This window comes from Rhizobium sp. WYJ-E13, assembly GCF_018987265.1.
GTDB lineage: Bacteria > Pseudomonadota > Alphaproteobacteria > Rhizobiales > Rhizobiaceae > Rhizobium.
In genome coordinates this window covers 288,901-304,780 of sequence record NZ_CP076854.1, presented here as the reverse complement: position 1 = coordinate 304,780, position 15,880 = coordinate 288,901, and the positions used below count along the sequence as shown (strand labels likewise).

Annotated in this window: 14 protein-coding genes; 5 read left to right on the top strand and 9 right to left on the bottom strand. The window is 61.1% G+C overall.

The genetic code is table 11. From position 1 onward, the window contains the following. The first annotated feature begins 8 nt into the window (after positions 1-8). Genes KQ933_RS22975 through KQ933_RS22960 form a run of 4 tightly spaced genes read left to right on the top strand, consistent with a single transcriptional unit; the run spans position 9 to position 4,429 of the window. The gene (locus KQ933_RS22975) at positions 9-908 is read left to right on the top strand and encodes a carbohydrate ABC transporter permease (RefSeq protein WP_216760140.1); all 900 of its coding nucleotides are present in this window, start codon (positions 9-11) and stop codon (positions 906-908) included. Further along, entirely contained in the window at positions 905-1,789 is an 885-nt protein-coding gene (locus KQ933_RS22970; protein WP_216760139.1) for a carbohydrate ABC transporter permease, read from the top strand. The genes KQ933_RS22975 and KQ933_RS22970 overlap by 4 nt, the downstream gene beginning before the upstream one ends. 31 nt (positions 1,790-1,820) lie before the next feature. After that, positions 1,821-3,341 (top strand): DUF5060 domain-containing protein, encoded by a 1,521-nt coding sequence (locus tag KQ933_RS22965; RefSeq protein ID WP_216760138.1) that lies wholly within the window; start codon positions 1,821-1,823, stop codon positions 3,339-3,341. A 17-nt stretch (positions 3,342-3,358) separates the two neighbouring features. After that, positions 3,359-4,429 (top strand): ABC transporter ATP-binding protein, encoded by a 1,071-nt coding sequence (locus KQ933_RS22960; RefSeq protein ID WP_216760137.1) that lies wholly within the window; start codon positions 3,359-3,361, stop codon positions 4,427-4,429. 72 nt (positions 4,430-4,501) lie between these two features. Here the strand turns inward: KQ933_RS22960 and glpK are convergent, their stop codons facing one another. From glpK to KQ933_RS22915, 9 genes are all read right to left on the bottom strand, one after another. Next, entirely contained in the window at positions 4,502-5,998 is a 1,497-nt protein-coding gene (gene glpK / locus KQ933_RS22955; protein ID WP_216760136.1) for a glycerol kinase GlpK, read from the bottom strand. Between the two features lie 141 nt (positions 5,999-6,139). Beyond that, positions 6,140-7,870 carry an ABC transporter substrate-binding protein gene (locus KQ933_RS22950; protein WP_216760135.1) on the bottom strand — a complete coding sequence of 577 codons (1,731 nt, stop codon included), beginning with the start codon at positions 7,868-7,870 and terminating at the stop codon, positions 6,140-6,142. Positions 7,871-7,949: 79 nt separating this feature from the next. Beyond that, positions 7,950-8,231, bottom strand: a complete 282-nt coding sequence (locus tag KQ933_RS22945) for a DUF2160 domain-containing protein (protein WP_216760134.1) — start codon at positions 8,229-8,231, stop codon at positions 7,950-7,952. 12 nt (positions 8,232-8,243) lie between these two features. Then, on the bottom strand, positions 8,244-9,065 hold the full coding sequence (locus tag KQ933_RS22940) for a carbohydrate ABC transporter permease (protein WP_216760133.1): 822 nt from the start codon (positions 9,063-9,065) through the stop codon (positions 8,244-8,246). Between the two features lie 14 nt (positions 9,066-9,079). After that, positions 9,080-9,946 carry a carbohydrate ABC transporter permease gene (locus tag KQ933_RS22935; RefSeq protein WP_216760132.1) on the bottom strand — a complete coding sequence of 289 codons (867 nt, stop codon included), beginning with the start codon at positions 9,944-9,946 and terminating at the stop codon, positions 9,080-9,082. Positions 9,947-9,948: 2 nt separating this feature from the next. Next, positions 9,949-11,019, bottom strand: coding sequence for an ABC transporter ATP-binding protein (locus tag KQ933_RS22930; RefSeq protein WP_216760131.1), 1,071 nt, complete (start codon positions 11,017-11,019; stop codon positions 9,949-9,951). A gap of 9 nt (positions 11,020-11,028) precedes the next feature. After that, entirely contained in the window at positions 11,029-12,105 is a 1,077-nt protein-coding gene (locus KQ933_RS22925; protein ID WP_216760130.1) for an ABC transporter ATP-binding protein, read from the bottom strand. 42 nt (positions 12,106-12,147) lie between these two features. Continuing rightward, a complete protein-coding gene (gene glpD, locus KQ933_RS22920) occupies positions 12,148-13,677 on the bottom strand; it encodes a glycerol-3-phosphate dehydrogenase (RefSeq protein WP_216760129.1) in 1,530 nt (509 codons plus the stop codon). Positions 13,678-13,791: 114 nt separating this feature from the next. Continuing rightward, positions 13,792-14,565, bottom strand: a complete 774-nt coding sequence (locus tag KQ933_RS22915) for a DeoR/GlpR family DNA-binding transcription regulator (protein WP_216760128.1) — start codon at positions 14,563-14,565, stop codon at positions 13,792-13,794. 228 nt (positions 14,566-14,793) lie between these two features. Here KQ933_RS22915 and ftsZ point away from each other — a divergent pair, with 228 nt between their 5' ends. After that, positions 14,794-15,816 (top strand): cell division protein FtsZ, encoded by a 1,023-nt coding sequence (gene ftsZ, locus KQ933_RS22910; RefSeq protein WP_216760127.1) that lies wholly within the window; start codon positions 14,794-14,796, stop codon positions 15,814-15,816. The last annotated feature ends 64 nt before the right edge of the window (positions 15,817-15,880 follow it).

Here is a 15,880-nt window from a genome sequence, read left to right as displayed (position 1 = left end):
AGGTGAGAATGTCTTTGCGCCAAACAACGCATGATCCGCGCGTGCAGGCCTTCATCCTGCTCGTCCCGGCTCTGGCCATCTACGCGATCTTCGCGCTCTACCCGATGCTGAACGTAGTTATTATAAGCTTCCAGAAATGGAACGGGCTCGATCCGCAACGCCCCTTCGTCGGCCTTGCGAATTATTCGGCGATCTTCACGCGCGATCCTGTCTTCTGGGTCGCCTTCAAGAACACCGTGATCTGGACGCTGATGAGCCTGATCTTCCCGCCGCTGGTCGGGCTGCTGCTGGCTCTCAGCCTCAACCAGAAGATTTTCGGCCGCAACGGGCTGCGGGCGATCTTCTACCTGCCGGTCATCATCGCGCCGATCGCCGTCGCCACCATGTGGAAGTGGATGTACGACCCTTTCTTCGGCCTGTTCAGCCAGATACTGACGTCATGGGGCATGCAGACCTGGATCAAGGACTGGCTCGGCAACAAGGACATTGCACTCTATTCCGTTTTCATCGCCTATCTCTGGCAGACCGTCGGCTTCTCGATGGTGCTCTTCCTGGCGGGTCTCCAGAACGTCTCGCAGACGCTGGTCGAAGCCGCCCGCATCGACGGCGCCGGCCGCTGGGCCGTGTTCAAGCATGTCACCCTGCCGGCATTGCGCCCCACCATCACCATCGTTCTGGTGCTGTCGATCATCTCGTCACTGAAGGCCTTCGATATCGTCTACGGCCTGACCGGCGGCGGACCCGCCCAGTCGACCCAAATGCTGGCGCTTTGGGCTTTTACCCAGGCGATGCAGATCTTCGATTTCGGCCGCGGTGCTGCGATCTCCGTGGTGCTGCTTTTGATCACCATGGCGATCGTCATCCCTTATCTGCGCTGGACGCAAAAGCATGAGGAGGTCGAATCGTGACAGTTCTCGGAGCGCAAGCCGATGATATCGACATCGATACCAAACCCCTTCGCCTAAAGCGGGATCCCATCCTCATCGGCTTGTGGATTGCGCTCATCATTGTCGCGCTGATCTGGGTCGCACCCTTCGTCTTCATCGTCTTCACCTCGCTGAAGACACCGGCTGCGGTCACCAGCACCGGCGCATTCATGCCGCCGACCGAACTCGCCGTCCAGAACTATGTCGACGCCTGGAGCCGCGGCAATTTCGCAAGCTCCTTCTTCAACAGCGTCATCATCACCGTGATCAAGGTCCCGCTCGGCCTCGCGCTGTCGGCGATGGCGGCTTACGCGCTTGCCAAGATCAAGCTCAGGATCAGTAAGGCGCTGCTGCTGCTCGTCGTCTTCGGTACGATGATCCCCTTCCAGGTGATGCTGGCCCCGCTCTTCACGCTGGTGAATTCCTTCGGGCTGATCGATACCTATCCGGGCGTCATCCTGCCCTATATCGCCTTCGGCGTCCCCTACCAGGTCTTCATCCTGCACGGCTTCTTCAAGGGCATTCCGAAGGAACTGTCGGAAGCGGCCCTCATCGACGGAGCGACGCATGTCACCATCTTTCGGCGGATCTTCCTGCCGGTCTGCCTGCCGGTTCTCGCCGCCCTGCTGATCCTCGACTTCGTCTCCACCTGGAACGAATTCGCCATGGCACTCGTCCTTTTACAGGACCAGCACATGTGGACGCTGCCGCTCGGCCTCATGTCGTTCCAGGGGCAGTTTTCCAGCAATTACGGCCAGCTCAACGCCGCGATCGTCATGACCGTCCTGCCGGCGACGATCGTCTATCTCATGTTCCAGCGCTACTTCGTGTCCGGACTGACCTCCGGGGCCGTCAAGGGCTGATACCGAAATCTTGTTCTTCGAGGAGAGACATATGTCCGATGCAGCAGTCGAAAAATGGGGCGTGTTTGAAGCGGGTTTCGCCGGCCCGTCCGAAGGCAATCCCTATCTCGACGTGGCATTCGATGCCGTGTTCACGCATAAGAGCCGCGAGGTCCGCGTGCCGGGCTTTTATGACGGCAACGGCATCTACCGCATCCGCTTCATGCCCGATACCGAGGGTGAATGGTCCTTCAGGACGCGGTCGAAGACGGCTACCCTCGAGGGCAAGACCGGCTCGTTTGCGGCAACGGCCCCTTCCGCCGGCAATCACGGTCCGGTGCGCGTGCGCAACAAGTTCCACTTCGGTTATGCCGACGGCACGCCCTTCTTCTCCTTCGGCACGACCTGTTATGCCTGGACGCATCAGCCGCTGGAGATGCAGAACCAGACACTGGAGACGCTGAAGAAAACCCGCTTCAACAAGATCCGCATGGGCGTCTTCCCGAAGGATTATCCCTATAATACCAACGAGCCCCTGCACGCCTGCTTCGAAACGGGTGCCGACGGCAGGCTAGATTTCGACCGGCCGAACCCTGCCCTCTTCCAGCATTTCGACCGGCAGGTGGCAGCCCTCTGCGCGCTCGGCATCGAGGCCGATATCATTATCTTCCACCCCTATGACCGCTGGGGTTATGCCGACATGTCGGCCGAGCAGGATTTCCGCTATGTCGCCTATCTTGCAGCGCGGCTTTCCGCCTACAGGAACGTCTGGTGGTCGCTTGCCAACGAATACGACTTCCTGATCGACACCAAGCCGATGGAGCAATGGGACCGCTACTTCCATATCCTGGAGGAAAACGATCCCTACCAGCACCTGCGCTCGATCCATAATGGCGACGTGACGGCAAACTTCGACCATCGCAAACCCTGGGTGACGCATACCTGCATCCAGAACCCCGACGTCAAGCGCACGCAGGAATGGCGCAACGCCTATGGCAAGCCGGTCGTCAACGACGAGCCGGAATATGAGGGCGACATCGTGCAGTCCTGGGGCAATCTTTCGGCCCAGGAACTGGTGCACCGCTACTGGATCACCATGGCGCGCGGCGGTTATGCCGGCCATGGCGAGACCTATTCGCATCCGGACGACCTGATCTGGTGGGCCAAGGGCGGCGAGCTGCGCGGCGAGGCCTGGAAGCGCATCGGCTTCCTGCGCGGTCTGCTCGAGGCCGACGTCAGGCACGGGCTGGAACCGCTCGGCGTTCTCGGCGAATGGCCCTGGTCACGCGTCTCAGGTGCGCGGGACGGCGACGGCGATTTCCGGCTGATCTATCTCGGCGAGCATCAGCCGGTCATCTGGTCATCAGGCCTGCCGCTCGACGGCACCGATTACGACGTCGATATCATCGACACCTGGGAGATGACGATCACACCGGCCGAAAAGGTCGCAGCCCCCATCCCGCATCCCACCCGTCATGGCGCGATCGTGCGTGGTGGCAAGCCGGATGCGGCCTTCGGCGTCAAGCTTCCCCGCAAGCCGCATCAAGCGCTGCGCGTGCGTAGAAAGCGCTAAGCATAGAAGGAGAGCCCATGTCCGGGTTGAGCATCAATAAAGTCAAGAAATCCTTCGGTTCGGTCGACATCATCCACGGCATCGATGTCGAGATCGCCGATGGCGAGTTTGTCATCCTTGTCGGACCGTCGGGCTGCGGCAAGTCAACGCTGTTACGCATGATTGCCGGCCTCGAGGAGATCAGCGCCGGCAAGATCAGCATCGACGGCCGCGTCGTCAATAATCTGCAGCCGAAGGATCGTGATATCGCCATGGTCTTTCAGAACTACGCGCTCTATCCGCAGATGACGGTCGCCCAGAACATGGGCTTTGCGCTGGAGCTGGCCGGCACCAAGCGGCCGGAGATCGACAGGAAAGTCTCCGAAGCTGCCGCCATCCTCGGCCTGCAGCCGCTGCTGGAGCGCAAACCGGCGCAGCTTTCGGGCGGCCAGCGCCAGCGTGTCGCCATGGGCCGCGCCATTGTTCGCGACCCAAAAGTCTTTCTCTTCGACGAGCCGCTGTCGAACCTCGACGCCAAACTCCGCGTCAAGATGCGGGCCGAGATCAAGGCCCTGCATCAACGTCTGAAGACGACGATCGTCTATGTCACGCATGACCAGATCGAGGCGATGACCATGGCCGACAAGATCGTCGTGTTACAGGGTGGCAGGGTGGAGCAGATCGGCAGCCCTCTCGAGCTCTACGACCGGCCGCGCAATATCTTCGTCGCCGGCTTCCTCGGCTCACCGGCAATGAATTTCCTGGAGGGCACGCTTGAGAATTCCAGTAGCCCGAGCCTCGCCCTTCCCGGCGGCGCTCGTGTGAAACTCTCACAGGCACCGGCCAATTCCGCCGGCAAGCCGCTGACGCTCGGCATCCGCCCTGAGGACATTTCGCTCGGCGGAGACGAAGGCGTCGAGGCAATCGTGAAAGTTGTCGAGCCGACCGGCTCGGAAACCCATGTCGCCGTTGAGGTCGAGGGCAAGGAGCTCACCTGGGTCGTGCGCGAGCGCGTGAGCCTTGTTCCGGAGCAGCGCGTCAAGCTGTCCTTTGCTACGCCCAAGGTGCATTTCTTCGACCGACAGACGCAGAGCAGACTCGACGCCTGAACGACCAAATAGACAGGCAGGCCGGGCGGCCTGACGCCGCCCGGCTCTTTTCACGATAGTGGTCCGCTCCAGTCAGGTCACAGTACTGAGTGTTCGCGCAATCGCATTGCGCCATCCGACAATTCTCGCCTGCCGGTCGATCTCCGTCATGTCAGGCTGAAAGCTGCGGTCGCGCGCCCAGGCGCGGGCAAACTCGCTTTGACCCGGCCAGACACCCGCCTGCGATCCTGCAAGCCAGGCCGCACCAAGCGCCGTCGTCTCCAGCGTTGCGGCCCGATCGACGGGGCTCGAAAGTATATTGGCGAGATGCTGCATGGTCCATTCGGAGGCCGACATGCCGCCATCGACGCGAAGGACGGTTTCGATCGGATGGTCGCCCCAATCGCTCCGCATCGCCACCAGAAGGTCGAGTGTCTGGTAGGCAACCGATTCCAGCACAGCGCGCGTCAATTCCGCCGGGCCGCTGTTGCGCGTCAGGCCGAAGATCGCGCCGCGTGCCTCCGGATCCCAATAGGGAGCGCCGAGCCCGGTAAAGGCGGGCACGACATAGACCCTTTGCTGCGGATCGGCTCTGTCAGCCAATGCTCCGGTTTCCGACGCATTTTCGATGATGCCGAGGCCGTCGCGGAGCCATTGCACTGCAGCCCCCGCGATGAAGATCGATCCCTCCAGCGCATAGGTCGTCTTGCCGTTCAGGCGGTAAGCAATGGTGGTCAAAAGCCGGTTCTTCGACCGCACCATATCATCACCGGTGTTCAGGAGCGCAAAACAGCCGGTGCCGTAGGTCGATTTCATCATGCCCGGCTCGAAACAGGCGTTGCCGATCGTTGCCGCCTGCTGGTCGCCCGCAACCCCGAGGATCGGGATCGCGGCGCCGAAAATGCCGGGATCGACCAAACCGAAGGTGCCGGCACTGTCCTTGACCTCAGGCAGCAGGCCACGCGGGATGCGCAGGATCTCGAGAAGCTCGTCGTCCCAGCAATTCTCGGCGATATTGTAGAGCAGGGTGCGCGAGGCGTTGGTCGCATCGGTGACATGCGCCCGCCCGCCGGTCAGCTTGTAGATGATCCAGCTGTCGATGGTGCCGAAACAGACCTCGCCAGCCTCCGCCCGGGTGCGTAGGCCTTCGACATTGTCGAGCAGCCAGCGCAGCTTCGTGCCCGAGAAATAGGGATCGAGGAGCAGGCCGGTCTTGGCGGTAAAAAGCTTTTCGTAGCCATCGACTTTCAGCCGGTCGCACATTTCAGCCGTGCGCCGGTCCTGCCAGACGATTGCTTTGTAGAGCGGCCGGCCGGTGGCTCTTTCCCAGACGACGGCCGTTTCGCGCTGGTTGGTGATACCGACGGCAGCAATCGCACCAGGCGCCACGCCGCTCCTTGCCAGCGCATCGCGCGCGGTCGAAAGCACCGTGTCCCAGATTTCGGCCGCATCATGCTCCACCCAGCCGGTCTGCGGGAAATACTGGGTGATCTCCGTCTGGGCCGACGATGCGATCCGCATCTGAGGGTCGAAGAGAATTGCCCGCGACGATGTCGTGCCCTGGTCGATGGCAAGGATATGGCCACTCATGACATCTCTTTCCTGCGCAGCAGCCATCGTTCCGTCGGAACGACGGCTTGTCCTCGTTTTGTACTTGGAAGTGGTGTCGACCTTCCCGGCGGCGTGCCGGGAAGGTCTGATGGCTGCCGGGCCTGGACCCGGTCAAACAGCCTATTTCTTGGCTTCAGCCCAGCTCTTGACGAGCTCGTCATAGTTGACGGTGACGGGCTTTTCCTTCTCGTTTTCGATCTTCAGCTGCGGAGCGAGGTTGCCCTTCTTCACCGCATCCGCGTTCCAGTAAGCGAGATCATGCTCCTCGGCGAGTTTTGGGCCGATATCGCCCTGAACCTTGGCGCGCTCGAGGCGCTGCAGCACCTTTTCCTGCTCGGAGCAAAGCGAGTCCATGGCTTCCTGCGCAGTCTTTGCGCCGGAGGAGGCATCACCGATCGCCTGCCACCAGAGCTGCGCGAGCTTCGGATAGTCAGGAACGTTGGTACCGGTCGGCGACCACTGCAGACGGGCCGGCGAACGGTAGAACTCGATCAGGCCGCCGAGCTTCGGCGCACGATCGGTGAAGGACTTGTGGTCCAGCGTCGACTGGCGGATGAAGGTCAGGCCCATGTGGCTCTTCTTCACATCGACAGTCTTTGACGTGACGAACTGGGCATAGAGCCAGGCCGCCTTGGCGCGATCATCAGGCGTGGACTTCATCAGCGTCCAGGAGCCGGCATCCTGATAGCCGAGCTTCATGCCGTCCTTCCAGTAGACGCCATGCGGGCTCGGTGCGAAACGCCATTTCGGCGTGCCGTCTGCGTTGACGACCGGCAGGCCCGGCTTGACGAAGTCGGCGGTGAAGGCCGTGTAGGTGAACATCTGCTGGGCGACTTCGCCCTGCGAGGGGACCGGGCCGGATTCGGAGAAGGTCATGCCTTGAGCGGCGGCCGGTGCATACGCCTTCATCCAGTCCAGATATTTCTGGATGGAATAGACCGCTGCCGGGCCGTTGGTATCGCCGCCACGGGCCACGCAGGAGCCGACCGGGCGGGAGTTCTCATCGACCTTGATGCCCCACTCATCGACGGGCTTGCCGTTCGGGATACCCTTGTCGCCATTGCCGGCCATGGAGAGCCAAGCATCGGTGAAGCGCCAGCCGAGCGACGGATCCTTCTTGCCGTAGTCCATGTGACCGTAGACCTTCTTGCCGTCGATATCGCGGCCGGTGAAGAACTCGGCAATGTCCTCATAAGCCGACCAGTTGACCGGCACGCCGAGATCGTAGCCGTACTTCGCCTTGAAGTCCGCCTTGTTCTTCTCGTCGTTGAACCAATCGTAGCGGAACCAGTAGAGGTTTGCGAACTGCTGGTCGGGCAGCTGATAGAGCTTGCCGTCCGGCGCCGTGGTGAAGGACTTGCCGATGAAATCGTCGATGTCGAGGCCAGGATTGGTGACGTCCTTGCCTTCGTTGGCCATCCAGTCGGTCAGGCTGCGGGCCTGCTGATAGCGCCAATGGGTGCCGATCAGGTCCGAGTCGTTGATATAGGCGTCATAGATATTCTCGCCCGACTGCATCTGCGTCTGCAGCTTTTCAACGACGTCACCCTCGCCAATCAGGTCGTGGGTGATCTTGATGCCGGTAATCGCGGTGAAGGCAGGCGCCAGCACCTTCGATTCATATTCGTGTGTGGTAATCGTTTCCGAAACCACCTTGATGTCCATGCCGGCGAAAGGCTTGGCAGCGTCGATGAACCACTGCATTTCCTTTTCCTGGTCGGCACGCGTCAGTGTCGAGACGTCGCCGATCTCCTTGTCTAGGAAGGTCTTCGCCTCATCCATGCCGGCATAAGCGGAGCCCGCCATAGCCAGCAAAATGCCTGCTGTCGTCGTTAGTAGATGCCGTCGCATAATATCCTCCCAGGGTTTGCGATTGCAGTTCTCACGTCTCAGGCGGCCAGTACCCCCGGCCATCCGTATCACCTTGGCATCACACGTAACGGAACACACCGATGGCGTAGATCACGGAGATGCCAAGAGCCCACCACAGGTTGGGTCCACCCAGACCCAGCCATGCAAGATGAATGAATGCTGCGCCAAGCAGCGAAATGAACAGCCGGTCGCCGCGCGTCGTCTCGAAACGAAGCAAGCCAACGCGCGGCGCGCCTCCCGGCGAAAAATATTCCCAGACGCTCATGCCGATCAGCAGCAGAAGGATCGTCAGGAAGAAGAGCGCCGTCGGCAGCGTCCAGGCCATCCAGGAAAAGCTCATGTCCGATCCTCCTCAGACGCGGCCCAGGGCAAAGCCCTTGGCGATATAGTTGCGAACGAAATAGATAACGAGCGCGCCGGGAATGATGGTCAGCACGCCGGCTGCCGCCAGCACGCCCCAGTCCATGCCGGCCGCCGAAACCGTGCGCGTCATGATCGCCGAGATCGGCTTTGCCGCCGTCGTCGTCAGCGTGCGGGCGAGCAAGAGCTCAACCCACGAGAACATGAAGCAGAAGAAGGCAGCGACGCCGACACCACTTGCAATCAGCGGCATGAAGATCTTCACGAAGAAGCGCGGGAACGAATAGCCATCGATATAGGCGGTCTCGTCGATCTCCTTCGGCACGCCCGACATGAAACCTTCGAGGATCCAGACCGCCAGCGGCACGTTGAAGAGGCAGTGCGCCAGCGCCACAGCAATATGCGTGTCGATCAGCCCAAAAGCCGAATAAAGCTGGAAGAAGGGCAGCGCGAAGACGGCCGGCGGCGCCATGCGGTTGGTAAGCAGCCAGAAGAACAGGTGCTTGTCGCCGAGGAAGCGGTAGCGCGAGAAGGCGTAGGCAGCCGGCAGTGCTGCGGCGACCGAGATCACCGTGTTCATCACCACGTAGATGATTGAGTTGATATAGCCGTTGTACCAGGACGGATCGGTGAAGATGACCGCATAGTTGCGCAGCGTCGGGTTCGTCGGCCAGAGCGAGAAGGCGCCGGTGATCTCGGCATTCTCCTTGAAGCTCATATTGACGAGCCAGTAGATCGGCAGGATCAGGAAGATAATGTAAACGGTCGGGACGAGCCAGGAAAAGCTGCCGGCAGGTTTGTATTTGCTGGTCATGTCTGTGCCCTCCTTCAACCGTTCGCGTCGCCGCTGGTCATCACGGTGTAGAACACCCAGGAGAGCAGCAGGACGATGAGGAAGTAGATGATCGACATGGCCGCCGCCGGGCCGAGATCGAACTGGCCGACCGCCATCTTCACCAGATCGATGGAGAGGAAGGTCGTCGAGTTGCCGGGACCGCCGCCGGTGACGACGAAGGGTTCGGTATAGATCATGAAACTGTCCATGAAACGTAAGAGCACGGCGATCAAAAGCACACGCTTCATCTTCGGCAACTGGATGTAGCGGAACACGGACCAGCGCGAGGCCCCATCGATCTTGGCGGCCTGATAATAGGCATCCGGGATCGAAACGAGGCCGGCATAGCAGAGCAGCACAACGAGGCTCGTCCAGTGCCAGACGTCCATGATGATGATGGTCACCCAGGCATCGACCGGGTCGCGCACATAATTGTAGTCGAGGCCGATCGCTTCCAGCGTATGGCCGAGCAGGCCGATATCGACACGGCCGAAGACCTGCCAGATCGTGCCGACGACGTTCCACGGAATGAGCAGCGGCAGCGCCATCAAGACGAGGCAGACGGGAACACCCGGCCCGGATTTCGGCATGTTGAGCGCGATGAAGATGCCGAGCGGAATTTGCAGCGCCAGGATGATGAAGGAGAAGAGCAGGTTGCGCTGCAATGCGTCCCAGAACCGGTCGGAATGCAGGGTCTGGACGAACCAGTCGGTGCCGGCCCAGAAGAACTCGTTATTGCCGAACGTATCCTGAACCGAATAGTTGACGACGGTCATCAGCGGGATGACGGCCGAGAACGCCACGAGCAGCAGCACCGGCAGGACCAGAAACCAGGCTTTGTTGTTCCACGTCTTCTGCATGGTCAGGCCTCCCTGCCGACGCGCCAGCTGTCGGCGTAAATGCTGATAGCCGCGGGATCAAAGCTGACCCGGGCGTCATCAGGGATTTCGCCGTCCTCGGGCACGACGATTGCAATCGGCTGGTCAGCAAAACGAGCACGCACGATCTTCTGCCGGCCGATATCCTCGACCTTGCTCACCGAGACAGGCATGCCTTCGCGTCCGAGTCGGATGAATTCCGGCCGGATGCCGAGCTCGGTCTTGGCCGCGCCCTCGGTCTTCGGCGCATAATCGAGCGTCAGCGTCTCGTCGCCGACCCTGACGGTGCTGCCGTCGATCTTTGCCGGCATGACGTTCATGCCGGGCGAGCCGATGAAATAGCCGACGAAGGTGTGTCTTGGGCGCTCGAAGAGTTCGGCCGGCGTGCCGATCTGGACGATCTGGCCGTCATACATGACGACGACCTTATCGGCGAAGGTCAGCGCCTCCGTCTGATCGTGGGTGACGTAGACCATGGTGAAGCCGAACTGCTTGTGCAGCCGTTTCAGCTGCGAGCGCAGCACCCATTTCATATGCGGATCGATGACGGTCAGCGGCTCATCGAACAGGATGGCATTGACGTCGTTGCGCACCAGCCCGCGCCCAAGCGAGATCTTCTGCTTCTGGTCGGCCGTCAGTCCTTGCGCCTTGCGTCGCGCCCAGCCGGCGAGGTCGATCATCTCGAGGATATCGCGGACGCGCCGGTCGACATCCGCTTCGGCTACGCCGCGGTTGCGCAGCGGAAAGGCGAGATTATCGTAGACCGTCATCGTGTCGTAGATGACCGGAAACTGGAAGACCTGGGCGATGTTACGGCTTTGGGTCGAAAGGTCGGTCACATCCTTGCCGTCGAACAGGATGCGTCCGTGCGACGGCTGCAGGAGACCGGAGATGATGTTGAGCAGCGTGGTCTTGCCGCAGCCAGAAGGGCCGAGCAGCGCATAGGCGCCGCCGTCGTTCCACTCGTGGTCGACCTCCTTCAGCGAATAATCCTTGTCGCTCTTCGGATTGGCGCCGTAGGCGTGGCGGATATGGTCGAGCGTGATACGTGCCATTGTGCTCTCCTAAACCTTTGCGACCGTGGCGATGGCGCGCCCGTCGGGGCCGAAGGCCATCAAGTGGCGCATGTCGAGAAAGGCCTCGATGTCCATGTCCGGATCGATGTCGTGAATGCCATGCGCCAGCATCACCCAGCGCACGCCGTCATAGTCCAGATGGACGAAGCTCTCCGAACCGGTGATTTCGGAGACCAGCGTGCGCGCCTGCAGGCGGGCCGCATCGCCGGTCTGCGGCGCAAGACCGAGATGGTGCGGATGAAAGGCGATGGTCACAGGTCCGTCCGGCACCATTGCGAGATGTGAAGGAACCGGAAGCGAGCCCCCGCCTGGGCGCACAAAGACGTGACCTGACTTGGTGACTTCGATGGAATTCAGCGGCGGATCGGCAAAGATGCCGGCGGTGGCAAGATCGACAGGCCGGCGATAGACCTCGATCGTAGGCCCGAACTGCGTGACCTGGCCGGCGTTCAGCGTCGCGGTATTGCCACCGAGCAGCAGCGCCTCGGAAGGCTCGGTCGTGGCATAAACGAAAATCGCCCCCGACTGGGCAAAGATCTTCGGCAGTTCCTCGCGCAATTCCTCGCGCAGCTTGTAGTCGAGATTGGCAAGCGGCTCGTCCATCAACACGAGGCTGGCATTCTTGACGAGGGCGCGCGCAAGGGCGGTGCGCTGCTGCTGGCCGCCGGAGAGATTGAGCGGCGTGCGATCGAGATAGGGCGTCAGTTTCAGAAGTTCGGCCGCCTTGCGCACGTCGCGGTCGATCGTGGCGGCATCCTTGCCGGAAATGCGCATCGGCGAGGCGATGTTCTCGTAGACGGTCAGTGCCGGATAGTTGATGAACTGCTGGTAGACCATGGCAACGTTGCGCTTCTGCACCGGCATGCCGGTGACATCGGCGCCGTCGAAATACACGGAGCCTTCGGTCGGCCGGTCAAGCCCCGCCATCAGCCGCATCAGCGACGTCTTGCCCGACAGGGTCGGCCCGAGCAGGACATTCAGCGTGCCACGCTCGAGAACCAGATCGGTCGGATAGATATGATAGTCCGCGCCCACCATCTTGGCGGCGTTTCGCAGCTCCAGCATTCCGATTCCCGTGCCTCCTCGCAACGGGGACCACACGCCACCTTACCCGGCCATCTTCGCCGGCATGGCAGCCATGTACTCCTCCAGTAAACTCACCTGCTCTTTCGAAAGACGCAGGCCATCCTTTGTTCTTCGCCAGAGCACGTCTTGCGCGTTTCTGGCCCATTCATATTGGACGAGATATTCGACCTCGGCCTCATAGAGATCGGCACCGAAGAGCCTGCCGAGGTCCTCGATCCTCTGGGCGCTGCCGAGAAGGACGGTTGCCCTGGTGCCATAGCGGCGGGTGAGCCGGCGGGCATGGGCATCAGTCAGGAACGGATAGCGGCTCTTCAGCTTGCTAACTTCGCCCTCATAACCCTGCACCGGGAAATCACCGCCCGGCAGATGGCTGCCCGCCGTCCACGGCCTGCCCTTGACGCCGATCGCCTCGCCGATCTTCTCAAGCGCATGTTCCGACAGACGCCGGTAGGTGGTGAGCTTGCCGCCGAAGACATTGAGAAGCGGCGCCTCGCCCGCCTTGCCCTCGACCTTCAAGACGTAGTCACGTGTGGCTTCCTGCGCCTTGGAGGCCCCGTCGTCGAAGAGCGGGCGCACCGCCGAATAGGTCCAGACGATATCCTCGGGTCTGACCGGCTCCTTGAAATATTCCGAGGCCGCATTGCAGAGATAGATGGTCTCCTCCTCGGAGATCTTCACGTCCTTCGGATCGGCGGTGTAGTCACGGTCGGTGGTGCCGATCAGGGTGAAGTCGGTCTCGTAGGGGATGGCGAAGATGATGCGGTTGTCGGGGTTCTGGAAGAAATAGGCGCGCGGGTCCTCGAACTTCTTCCTGACGATGATGTGGCTTCCCTGCACGAGGCGCACATGGTGGGCCTCGTTATGGCCGAATGCGGAGCGGATGACATGATCGACCCAGGGACCGGCGGCATTGATCAGCATGCGGGCCTGATGCCGCTCGCTCGTGCCCGTCACCGTGTTGACCGTCTCGATCGTCCAGATGCCACCTTCCTGGGCACCCTTCTCTTGCTTGGCTGACACGACCTTGGTGCGCGGCATGATCAGCGCCCCCTTGTCGGCGGCATCGCGGGCATTCAGCACCACCATGCGGGCATCGTCGACCCAGCCGTCGGAATATTCGAAAGCTTTGGTGAAGAGCGCCTTCAGCGGTCTGGCGGCCGGATCGGTGCGCATGTCGAGCACTGCCGTCGGCGGCAACAGCTTGCGGCCACCCAAATGGTCATAGAGGAAGAGGCCAAGCCGGATCATCCAGGCCGGCCGGATGCCCCCCCGGTGGTAGGGCAGCACGAAGCGCAGCGGCCAGATGATATGCGGGGCCATGGCCCAGAGGATCTCGCGTTCCATCAAGGATTCACGCACCAGACGGAACTCGTAATGTTCGAGATACCGCAACCCGCCATGGATGAGCTTGGTGGCGCCCGACGAGGTACCGGAGGCGAAATCGTTCATCTCGGCAAGCGCGACCGTATAACCACGGCCAACCGCATCACGCGCAATGCCGCAGCCGTTGATCCCGCCGCCAATGACGAAAATATCGTGGATTCGGCCCATGTTCCCCCTCGTTGCACCAGAACAGCGCAACGGTTCCCCCCAACCATTACGAAAGTAAGGATGATTAAACCGAAAATATTCCGAATGTCAAACGAATGTTTTCCGCCACAGAAATCAGCGGTTTGCTTTCGCCGCTTCGATCAGAACGACGCCGCTCTGCTGACAGATATTGCGGATGGACGGCGAATCGCATTGGTCGGTGATGAAGGTATGGACCTGCGAAATCTGGCCGATCCGCACCGGCGCGGTGCGCTCGAACTTGGTCGAATCCGCAACCAGGATAACATGCCTGGCATTGGCGATGATCGCCTGCGCCACCTTCACCTCGCGAAAATCATAATCGAGAAGCGCACCATCCGGATCAATCGCCGAAGCGCCGATCACGGCATAATCGACCTTGAACTGCCGGATGAAATCGACGGCCGCCTCGCCGACGATGCCGCCATCGGACTGGCGCACCACGCCGCCGGCAATCACCACCTCGATATGGTCTATCAGTCGTAATCTATTGGCGACATTGATATTATTGGTGATCACCATCAACTCGTGATGATCGGAGAGCGCTTCACCCACGGCTTCCGTCGTCGTGCCGATATTGATGAAGAGCGAACTGTTGTTGGGGATGAGGTCGGCTGCGGCAACACCGATCGCCTGTTTTTCGCTCGCGGCGATCTGACGCCTTGCGTCGTAACGGACGTTTTCCGTGCCCCGCGGGAAGGTTGCGCCGCCGTGAATACGCGTCAGGAGCTGCGCATCGCAAAGATCGTTCAGATCCTTGCGGATCGTTTGCGGTGTCACGGCAAACTGCGTTGCCAGATCATCGACCAGCACCCGGCCCGACGTTTTCGCAAGCGCGACGATCTTCCCCTGACGATCCGACAGAAACATGCGCGCCCTCCCTTCGTTTCGCATTCATCTTTAGCGAAACTTCGGTTCGAGGCAAAGCAATCGCGGCTGATGCGATCCTTGAGGATCAATTTGAATATGATCGAGTGCTGAAATCCCTTTGGATATTGCAAAGCCCGCCCCGCCTCTGCCTTGTTGCATGCTTAATGTGACGTGCGATTCGCGGACCGCGACGGGCGGAGCACGCACGAGGGACAAAAGGAGAGTTCGATGACAGACGCCAAGAGCGGCATTACGGGACTACGGCCGCAGATTACGGTGATTGGCGTCGGCGGCGGCGGCGGAAACGCGATCAACAACATGATCGCCGAGAAACTGGCGGGTGTCGACTTCATCGCCGCCAATACGGATGCCCAGGTGCTGGCAACCTCCAAGGCTTCGCGCCGCATCCAGCTCGGTGCGCATGTCACCGAGGGCCTCGGCGCCGGCTCCCTTCCGGAGGTCGGGCGCGCCGCCGCCGAGGAATCGCTCGACGAGATCATGGATCACCTGAGCGGCTCGCATATGTGTTTCGTCACCGCCGGCATGGGCGGTGGCACCGGCACGGGTGCAGCACCCGTCATTGCGCATGCGGCCCGCTCGGCCGGCATCCTCACGGTCGGCGTCGTCACCAAGCCCTTCACCTTTGAAGGCAATCGCCGCATGAAGATGGCTGAAGCCGGCATCGAGGCGCTGCGCCAGGCGGCCGATACCGTCATCGTCATTCCGAACCAGAATCTTTTCCGCATTGCGGACGCGAAGACCACCTTCGCCGATGCCTTCATGACAGCAGACCGCGTGCTCTATTCCGGCGTGGGCTGCATCACCGACTTGATCGTCAAGGAAGGCCTGATCAACCTCGATTTCGCCGATGTGAAATCGGTCATGCGCGGCATGGGCCGGGCGATGATGGGCACGGGCGAAGCGGCCGGCGAGGCCCGCGCGATGAAGGCGGCGGAAGCTGCGATCGCCAACCCGCTGCTCGACGATATTTCGATGAGAGGCGCCAAGGGCGTGCTGATCTCGATCTCCGGCGGCTCGGACATGACGCTCTTCGAAGTCGACGAGGCCGCCAGCCGCATTCGCGACGAAGTGCAGGACGACGCCGAAATCGTCGTCGGCGCGATCTTCGACCGCAGCTTGGACGGCCGGTTCCGCGTCTCGGTCGTCGCGACCGGCCTTGACGGCGCTGGAGCGACCACTGTCGTACCGGACTTCGCCGCGGGGCAGCTCCAGGGCCGAACGCTGCAATAAGCGACAAGATCGCCTGGTCGATTCTCCATATCACAGCTGTATCGGTGTATCGGAGAGGCAGGAT

Excerpts from the sequence above, each read along its gene's own strand:
- KQ933_RS22930 (WP_216760131.1), bottom strand. The coding sequence starts at position 11,019 with ATGGCACGTATCACGCTCGACCATATCCGCCACGCCTACGGCGCCAAT.
- KQ933_RS22915 (WP_216760128.1), bottom strand. The coding sequence starts at position 14,565 with ATGTTTCTGTCGGATCGTCAGGGGAAGATCGTCGCGCTTGCGAAAACG.
- KQ933_RS22935 (WP_216760132.1), bottom strand. The coding sequence starts at position 9,946 with ATGCAGAAGACGTGGAACAACAAAGCCTGGTTTCTGGTCCTGCCGGTG.
- KQ933_RS22960 (WP_216760137.1), top strand. The coding sequence starts at position 3,359 with ATGTCCGGGTTGAGCATCAATAAAGTCAAGAAATCCTTCGGTTCGGTC.
- glpK (WP_216760136.1), bottom strand. The coding sequence starts at position 5,998 with ATGAGTGGCCATATCCTTGCCATCGACCAGGGCACGACATCGTCGCGG.
- ftsZ (WP_216760127.1), top strand. The coding sequence starts at position 14,794 with ATGACAGACGCCAAGAGCGGCATTACGGGACTACGGCCGCAGATTACG.
- KQ933_RS22965 (WP_216760138.1), top strand. The coding sequence starts at position 1,821 with ATGTCCGATGCAGCAGTCGAAAAATGGGGCGTGTTTGAAGCGGGTTTC.
- KQ933_RS22940 (WP_216760133.1), bottom strand. The coding sequence starts at position 9,065 with ATGACCAGCAAATACAAACCTGCCGGCAGCTTTTCCTGGCTCGTCCCG.
- KQ933_RS22925 (WP_216760130.1), bottom strand. The coding sequence starts at position 12,105 with ATGCTGGAGCTGCGAAACGCCGCCAAGATGGTGGGCGCGGACTATCAT.
- KQ933_RS22950 (WP_216760135.1), bottom strand. The coding sequence starts at position 7,870 with ATGCGACGGCATCTACTAACGACGACAGCAGGCATTTTGCTGGCTATG.
- glpD (WP_216760129.1), bottom strand. The coding sequence starts at position 13,677 with ATGGGCCGAATCCACGATATTTTCGTCATTGGCGGCGGGATCAACGGC.
- KQ933_RS22975 (WP_216760140.1), top strand. The coding sequence starts at position 9 with ATGTCTTTGCGCCAAACAACGCATGATCCGCGCGTGCAGGCCTTCATC.
- KQ933_RS22945 (WP_216760134.1), bottom strand. The coding sequence starts at position 8,231 with ATGAGCTTTTCCTGGATGGCCTGGACGCTGCCGACGGCGCTCTTCTTC.